Origin of the sequence: Wenzhouxiangella sp. XN24 (assembly GCF_011064545.1) — a bacterium.
Classification (GTDB): Bacteria; Pseudomonadota; Gammaproteobacteria; order Steroidobacterales; family XN24; genus XN24.
This window is the reverse complement of sequence record NZ_JAAMFG010000024.1, coordinates 35,013-42,498: the sequence shown is the minus strand read 5'-3', so window position 1 is coordinate 42,498 and position 7,486 is coordinate 35,013. Positions and strand designations below refer to the sequence as shown.

7 protein-coding genes are annotated in these 7,486 nt (G+C 67.8%); 5 read left to right on the top strand and 2 right to left on the bottom strand.

Features of this window, described 5'->3' with window-relative positions; translation table 11 throughout:
* The 4 genes from G6032_RS02895 to G6032_RS02880 form a co-directional block, all read left to right on the top strand.
* Positions 1-557: chemotaxis protein CheW (locus G6032_RS02895; RefSeq protein WP_346763744.1), on the top strand; the 557-nt coding region annotated here is incomplete at its 5' end.
* Positions 554-751, top strand: coding sequence for a hypothetical protein (locus G6032_RS02890; RefSeq protein WP_165280635.1), 198 nt, complete (start codon positions 554-556; stop codon positions 749-751). The genes G6032_RS02895 and G6032_RS02890, both read left to right, overlap by 4 nt.
* Positions 748-1,167: a DUF2802 domain-containing protein gene (locus G6032_RS02885; RefSeq protein ID WP_165280634.1), complete on the top strand. Its 420-nt coding sequence runs from the start codon at positions 748-750 to the stop codon at positions 1,165-1,167. The genes G6032_RS02890 and G6032_RS02885 overlap by 4 nt, the downstream gene beginning before the upstream one ends.
* A gap of 37 nt (positions 1,168-1,204) precedes the next feature.
* Positions 1,205-3,106: a tetratricopeptide repeat-containing sulfotransferase family protein gene (locus G6032_RS02880; RefSeq protein ID WP_165280633.1), complete on the top strand. Its 1,902-nt coding sequence runs from the start codon at positions 1,205-1,207 to the stop codon at positions 3,104-3,106.
* 62 nt (positions 3,107-3,168) lie between these two features.
* Here G6032_RS02880 and G6032_RS02875 read toward each other — a convergent pair whose 3' ends face one another.
* Positions 3,169-3,867, bottom strand: a complete 699-nt coding sequence (locus G6032_RS02875; protein ID WP_165280632.1) for a hypothetical protein — start codon at positions 3,865-3,867, stop codon at positions 3,169-3,171.
* A gap of 103 nt (positions 3,868-3,970) precedes the next feature.
* The gene (locus G6032_RS02870) at positions 3,971-4,471 is read right to left on the bottom strand and encodes a hypothetical protein (protein WP_165280631.1); all 501 of its coding nucleotides are present in this window, start codon (positions 4,469-4,471) and stop codon (positions 3,971-3,973) included.
* A 258-nt stretch (positions 4,472-4,729) separates the two neighbouring features.
* Here G6032_RS02870 and G6032_RS02865 point away from each other — a divergent pair, with 258 nt between their 5' ends.
* Positions 4,730-7,330, top strand: coding sequence for a radical SAM protein (locus G6032_RS02865; protein WP_165280630.1), 2,601 nt, complete (start codon positions 4,730-4,732; stop codon positions 7,328-7,330).
* Positions 7,331-7,486: the final 156 nt, after the last annotated feature.

The following is a 7,486-nucleotide window of genomic DNA, read 5'->3' as shown; positions in this document are numbered from 1 at the left end:
TCGCACCTGCGCCCGCGCCCGCGCCCGCGGCGGCTGTCGTGCCGCCGGCGCCAACCGAGGGAGAGAAACCGATGAATGCGGTGGCAGAGAAGACGGAGACGGACGAACCGCCGCGGCGGTACGTCACGTTTCGGGTGGCGCAGGAGACGTATGCACTGGACGTGCTGCGGGTGCGCGAGGTCCTGCGCTCCGCGGAGGTCGTGCCCGTACCGGGCGCGCCGGACTCGGTGCTGGGCGTGATCAACCTCCGCGGCAGCATCGTCCCGGTGGTGGATGCGCGGCACCGGCTCGGCCTGGCGCCGGCGCCGCCTGATACGCCGAGCCGCGTCCTGATCATGGAGAGCGGCTGGCAGGCCGTCGGCCTGCGCGTGGACAGCGTGGCCGACGTCACGACGGTCACGGCCGACGAATGCGAGGCGCCGCCGCCGATGGGGCACGGCGAGCAGTCGCGCTGCCTGCGGGGCGTCGTGCGGCGGGACGACGAGTTCATGATCCTGGTGGATGTCGATGACCTGCTGCCGCGCACCCGGGAGGTGACGGCGGAGCCGCTGCGGTGAACCCCTTCCGGCCGCTGGCGCCCGTCGAGCCGGTGTGGCCGCGCAAGCCGCCGGCAGAGCGCCGCGAACGCCGCCGGGAACCCGGCGGCAACCCCGCCGGGAAGGGTCCTGCTGCAGAGGAACCGCAACCTGAGCGACAATCCGACGATGTGAAGCCCCCCGTCCCGGGACGCATCGTGGATGACTACGCATGATTCCGATGAATGATCACCAGGTTCTCGCCGCCGTCGTCATCGTGCTCGTTTTGGCGTTGGCGCTGTGGTTCTCGCTGCGAGGCCTGCGCAAGGCGGAGGACCTGGAGCGACGCCAGGCCTTGCTGGAGGCCGAACTCGGCGCACTGCGTGCGACCGTGGACCAGGCGGCGACCGCCAGTGATGAACTGGCCGCGGAAGCCGGACGACGGCACGCGGCGCTGGCGGCGGAAATGACGAAGATTGCGGAGCAGCAGGAGCAGCTCCGGCTCATGGAAGAGGGCAGCGGGGGCTACAGTCATGCCATCCGCCTGGCGCAGGGAGGCGCGAGCGCAGAGGAACTGGCGCGTGACTGCGGCCTGAACCGGGGCGAGGCGGAATTGCTTGTCTCGTTGCATGGCCGTCCCGACAACGACTGAGGCGGACTCATGCCAGAGTCCCGGCAGGCGCTAGACCATGAGCCTTTTGCAGAGCCGTGCGAGTTACAAGACCGGAAGGCGGATCGTCATCGATCTGCAGAAGGCGGAGCGCGCGCTCAACGACGGTCATCATAAGGACGTCGAACAGCTTTGTGCCGCCGTGCTCGAGGAGCGCCCGGAGAGCGCCCAGGCCTGCCAGGTCATGGCGGAGCTGCGTTTTCGGCAGGATCGCATCGACGAGTGCCTGGCCTGGCTGGAGCGCGCCCGCACCGTCGAGCCGAAGAACCCCCGCAGCCTGAACCTGCTGGGCTGCGTCCTCGATCTGCGGGGTGACCCGGGGGCAGCGGAGGATGCGTTTCGCCAGGCCGTCGATGCGGCGCCCGAATACCCGGATGCGCTCGGCAATCTCGGCCACCTGCTGTTGCGTGCCGGCCGCGTCACCGAGGCAGAGGGGTATTTTCGCCGCGCCATTCTTTTCGACAGGGATCACGGCCGCTCGAACCTCTCGCTGGGCGCCATTCTTCATGCGCAAGGCTTGCCCGCCGAGGCCGTTCCCTACCTGCAGGCGGGAATCCAGCGTGAACTGACGGATCGTGCCGGACAGTACACGCTGGCCGCGGCACTGCGTGAACTCGGCCGGCTCGACGAGGCGATCACCGCGTATCGTCGCCTCGTGGCGGCGGGCGACGAGGACCCGGATGTCTTCAGCGGCCTCGCCTCGGTGCTGGAGGCGATGGGCGAGTTCGAGATCGCGACGGCCGGCTTCGAGTCAGCGCTCGAGCTGGCCCCCGATCATTCCGAGGCGGCGGCCGGGCTGGCACGCATCATGACGGCGACCGGCAAGCCCGACGCGGCGCTGGCCCTGCTGGCGCCGCATGTGGATCGGGGCGACTCGCCCGCCTGCCTGCACATCGCCCGCGCGGGTGCGCTGCAGGTCGCCGGCCGCCGTGACGAGGCGTTGCTCTGCCTGGCCGATCTCGTCAAGCGGCCCGGGTCCGCGGCGGATCTCGTGCCGGCGCACGTCATGCTCGGCGACCTGCTGGACCTGCGCGGCGATTACACGCTTGCCTTCGCCCAGTATCGCCACGCGCGCAAGCTGCGCCAGCGACGCTACGACGCCGCCGCCCAGGAAGACTTTGTCCGGCGCATGATCACCAGTTTCACCCGCGAGACGATGCAGGACATGCCGCGCGGTTCCCGTTCCACCTCGCCCGTGTTCGTGATCGGCCTGCCGCGTGCCGGCGGCGCCCTGCTCGAGAGGCTCATCGCGGCACACCCGCTGGCGTCCGGCGCGGGCGCCCTGCCGCACGTGGACCTGGGCGCGGGCCGCATCGGCCGCTACAACAACGCCGGGCTGTCCTATCCGGAGTGCGCCACCGTGATGCGCGAGCGCGACTTGCGCGAATTGTCCGCGGCCTATCTTGCGCACCTGCTCGGACCGGGCGACCGCGGCCGTCGCACCGTCGATTCCAAGTGGCTCAACTACCTGCACGTCGGGCTGATCGAACTGATGTTTCCCCGGGCCCGCCTGGTGCACTGCTACCGCGCCCCCGTCGACGCGGGGCTCGGCTGCTACTTCCACGCGCAGCCCGAGTTCGGCGAGCCGTTCACCGGCGAACTCGCCGACGTGGGTCATTTCTATGGCCAGTACCGGCGCCTCATGGACCATTGGCGCGCGACCACGACACTGCCGATGCTGGAGCTGGACTTCGACGCCCTGTTGCTCGACCCGGAGACCGAAACCCGCCGGCTGGTCGATTTCCTCGGCCTGCCATGGGACCCGGCCTGCCTCGCCCTGGCCGAACACGCGGCGGGTACCGGCGCGAGTACGCCGCAGCCCCCCCTGCCGGGCATGACGTCGGGCTGGTCGCGCAACTACGAGAAATTCCTCGATCCTTTGCGGGCCGGGCTGAACGCGGCCGGTTATCCGACGGCATGAGGCGCGCGTAAAAAAAGGCGGTGACCCGGGGGTCACCGCCTTCTCGTATCGCGAAGCCGATTTCAGGTCGCGGGCGTGGCCTTGCTGGCGGGCGCCTTCTTGCGCGAGGTGGTCTTCTTCTTGCTCGCGGCGGCCTTCTTGGCAGCAGGCTTCTTCTTGCTGGAGGTCGTCTTCTTCTTGCTTGCCGCAGCCTTCTTGGCGGCAGGCTTCTTCTTGCTGGCAGCGGCTTTCTTGGTCGCGGGTTTCTTCTTGCTCGAGGTTTTCTTCGCCGCCGGCTTTTTCTTGCTCGCAGTGGCCTTCTTTTTCGTCGCGGCCTTCTTCTTGCCGGTCGTCTTGCGCTTCTTCGCGGCGGCGACCGGGGCCGGTGCGCCCGTGCGTCGCGCCCACTGGTTCTCCACGGTCGCCACGGCCCGTTCGATGCCGCTCACGCGACGGAAGTAATCGTAGGCACGTGCCGCTTCGGTCTTCAGCCAGCGCTGGTCCTTGCTGACCGCATCGAGTTCCTGCCGCGCCTCGGCGAGCATCTTCTCGATCCGCTTGGCCTGGGTGGCCGCGGCCTTGGAGCCCTCGTTCACGGCTTTCTGCGCCTGCTCCTGCAGTCGCTTCGCGAGGTCGTTGACCCGCTCGGCCGTCTTGTTGGCGCGGTTGGTGAGCTTGTCGAGTTCGCGCCGCAGACCTTCGTAGGTGCGTTGTGCGGCGGTGAATAATTCATGCCGCGCGTCCTGGAAGGCCTTCTCGATTTCTGTCAGCTGTCTGTCCATTGGATTTCCTTCGCATAGAGCACAGGGCGCGCGGTGCGCCGACCAACTCGCACTATAATCCGTTGCGCCCGCCGTGCCAAAGGTTATCCCTTTCGGATTTCCGTTATTCGATGCGCCGGACGCGAATGCTGCGATTCAGGCCGTCGGGGGAGAGCATGAAACTTCCGAAGGCCGCCCGGCGGATCGTGACGGGACGGTCCGGACCGGCGTAGGCGAATCGCCCGGGACCCTGCTGTTCCCAAACCTGGCCGTTGTCCAGCCGGAAAACCGCGCCGGGTTCCCAGCCAGCGAACCCACCGACGACAGAGGCCGTGATCGAGTCGACGGCGCCTTCCCGGCTGTTCATTTCGTTGCCGAACGCATCCTCCGGTCCGGCCGGCGCTGCCGGCGTGGCGGCCTGCGGAGCCGCTCCCGTGGCGGGCGGTGCATCTGCGCGCGACGTGTCGGCGCCCACCGGCGAGAGCGCTGCGCCCGGCCCCAGTTCCACGAGTGCTGCGGCGAGGCGGTCGTAGCAGCCCAGCCGGGCCTGGTCGTCACGCATTTCCAGGCATTCCAGGAAGCCGCGCATCGGGTTCTCGGCGGCGCCGCTCGAGGCATTCAGCATGAGGGCCGCCGCCAGGGCGGCAGGGATCCATGCCGGGGTAGAGGTGCGGACCGTTCCCTTGATGCTGCGAACGGACCTGGATCTTTCGTGTTGAAGTTTCATGTGTGCCTGGCGATTGAGTTGTCCCGTAAGGGTTGATTCTACAAGGAACGGCCGCGATGAAGTGATCGTTTCCAGGGCGGCCGGCCAACTGGTCTCCGGCCACCGAATGCGACTACAGTATGCCCCCCGCGGCAAAGTCATGACGCCGCATCGCCCATGGCCGAACAAGGAAACCCGGTGCACGACGAACTGCTGGTCACTCACCCGGACGCCGTGGTGCTGCAACGCAAGGGCGTGCTGTACGCGGGGCGGCTGAGCGGCTCGGTGGCGTGGATCCCCCTGGCGGGCCCGGATCTCGTCCTGCTGTTTCCCTTCCTGTCGGGCGCTACGCCCGCCGAGGCCGCGTGCGCCCTGATGACGGGTGAACTGTCGGGCTATATGCCGGCCCCACCGCCCCTGAACAACGTCGTCGCCCGCGTGGACCAGCTGCAGAAATCGGCCGTGCTGCAGCCCGGTGCGCAGCGGGGCGACGCCGGGCGCGTGTTGCAGTTGCCGGCGCCGGGCCAGCCTGCGCCCGACAGCCTGACCGCTTCGTTCAGGCTGCCGGCGAACTTCCTGCTCCGGCTGGTCCCGGGCGGGTTCGAGGTCTGGAACGCGGCCCGGGACCGGAGCTACCGGCTGGGCCTCGATCTTGCCCTGCTGCTGGTCGCGTTCGGCCAGGGACAGAGCCTGAAGTCCGTGGTGCGCGAATGCCGGGCCGTGGGTGACCCCGCGGCGCGGCGCCGTGCCGTGCAGTGGCTCGTCGACGAGCGGCTGGTCGTGCCGGGCCGCGTGTCGTCGTCGGCGACGCCGGACGTCGCGGAGGACGCCGGCCGGGGCCGTGATCGCCCGGTGGGGCCCGAAACGGCCAGCTGGCGGACCCTCGAGCCCGATGGCCGCATCCCGGTCTACTTCGTGCCGCACATGGAGAACCACTACCCGCTGGCCCTCGGGATGATCTTCAGCGCGCTCTCGGCGCATGACGGGGGCGCATTGCTGGAGCGTTACCAGCTGCTGCCGATTTCCTTTCATCCCACGCCGAAGGACATGTTCGACGGCCCCTACCGTAAATTCGGCCCGGGGATCTGGCTGTTCTCCAACTACATGTGGTCCATGCAGAAGAACCTGGCGGTCTCCGAGGCCATCAAGGGGTACGATCCGCGCAACCTGACCGTGCACGGGGGGCCCAGCACGCCCGGATACGACAAGGCCTGCCGCGCTTTCATGGCCCGGTATCCGTCCGTGGACATCGCGGTGCACGGCGAGGGCGAGGTCACGATCACGGAAGTGTTCAGCCACCTGGAGCGGAGCGATGACGGCGGGATCCGCTATCGCCCGGAGGTCCTGTCCGACGTGTCGGGCATCTCCTTCCGCTTGCCCGGCGAGGACAAGGAGGCGATCGCCCGATCGCTGCCCCGGCCGCGGCTGCGCGCGCTGGACCAGATTCCCTCGCCCTACCTGCAGGGGGTGTTCGACGGCTACGAGGGGCGGGTGGACGCCGCGATCGTCGAGACCAACCGGGGATGCCCGTTCGCCTGCACGTTCTGCGACTGGGGTTCGGCGACGAACGGCAAGGTGGTCAAGTTCGACATGGACCGGACCCGGGGCGAAATCGAATGGATCGGCAGGAATCGCGTTCGCGTCCTGTGGATCGCGGATGCGAATTTCGGCATGTTGCGCCGCGACACAGAGATCGCGGAGTGGATCGTGGACGTCAAGCGCCGCTACGGCTTTCCCCAGGAAGTGGTGGTCAATTACACGAAGAACGCCACCAGCCGCCTGGCGGACATCATCAAGACGTTCACCGAAGGACAGATCATCAGCCAGGGGATCATCTCGATCCAGACCAGCGACGCCCGGACGCTCGACGTGATCAACCGGGAGAACATCAAGACGGACAAGTACGACGAGCTGATCGGCGTGTTCGACGAGGCGGGCCTGCCCCTGTCCACCGACCTGATGATCGGCCTGCCGGGCATCACCGTGGCCGCCTTCGACCAGGACCTGCAGCGCTACATCGACGCCGACGTCCAGGTGAAGGCCTACCCGACGCAGCTTTTGCCGAACAGTCCCATGGCGGACCCCGAGTACATCGAGAAGTACCGGATCGAAGTGGACGAAAATGACTTTCTCGTCTCCTGCTTCAGCTACTCCCGGGACGAGCTCAAGCGGATGAAGGCGATCTACGAGGTCTATGTCGCCACCGAGGGCTACGGCGCCCTGCGCTACGTGATGCGCTTCCTGCAGTGGGAACACGGCAAGCGGGCCATCGATTTCCTGCACGAGCTGAACGATGCGGTGCGGCGCGATCCCGGCCGTTTCCCGTCGATCACCTGGGTCCTGGCCTTCTTCAACACCAACAAGTGCATGCCGGGCGGCTGGCGGCGCTTCTATGACGAGGTCCGGCGGTTCATCAGGGAGGACTGCGGGATCGAGCCGGATGCCGCGCTGGAAGTCGTCCTGCGGGCCAACGAGCTGGCCATGCCCGACGAGTCCGTCGTCTATCCGCGGCGCGAGCGACTCCGGCACGATTTCGTCGCCTGGTTCCGCGACCACAACGTCCGCGTGGGCCGCCCGGAGGTGGTCCGGCCACTGGCGAGCTATCCCCCCGGGACATTCGAGGTGGACGACCCCGACGGCATGGCGAGCATCGACCTTGAATACCAGCAGTACGATTCGCACCAGTACTTCTGGGAGCTTCGTTCAGCCGTCGCGCGCTCGCAGTCGAGCGCCGACATCAAGGGGAAGCGGCCGTCGTTCAGCGCCATGGCGTCCTGACACGGTCGCCGCCCGGGGCGCCTCCGCAGCCCGGATCATCCTGTTGCCCAAAAACCACAAACCAGCTTTCGGGTAGGAGAATAAAGCAAATCCGCGCTTTCCCGGCCGTGTGTTTGCCGCAACAATCCAGTTGACGCAGGGTCTCCGCTCGACTAG

Coding starts and splice junctions, on each gene's coding strand:
- G6032_RS02865 (WP_165280630.1), top strand. CDS start 4,730: ATGGCCGAACAAGGAAACCCGGTGCACGACGAACTGCTGGTCACTCAC.
- G6032_RS02880 (WP_165280633.1), top strand. CDS start 1,205: ATGAGCCTTTTGCAGAGCCGTGCGAGTTACAAGACCGGAAGGCGGATC.
- G6032_RS02870 (WP_165280631.1), bottom strand. CDS start 4,471: ATGCTGAATGCCTCGAGCGGCGCCGCCGAGAACCCGATGCGCGGCTTC.
- G6032_RS02885 (WP_165280634.1), top strand. CDS start 748: ATGATTCCGATGAATGATCACCAGGTTCTCGCCGCCGTCGTCATCGTG.
- G6032_RS02875 (WP_165280632.1), bottom strand. CDS start 3,867: ATGGACAGACAGCTGACAGAAATCGAGAAGGCCTTCCAGGACGCGCGG.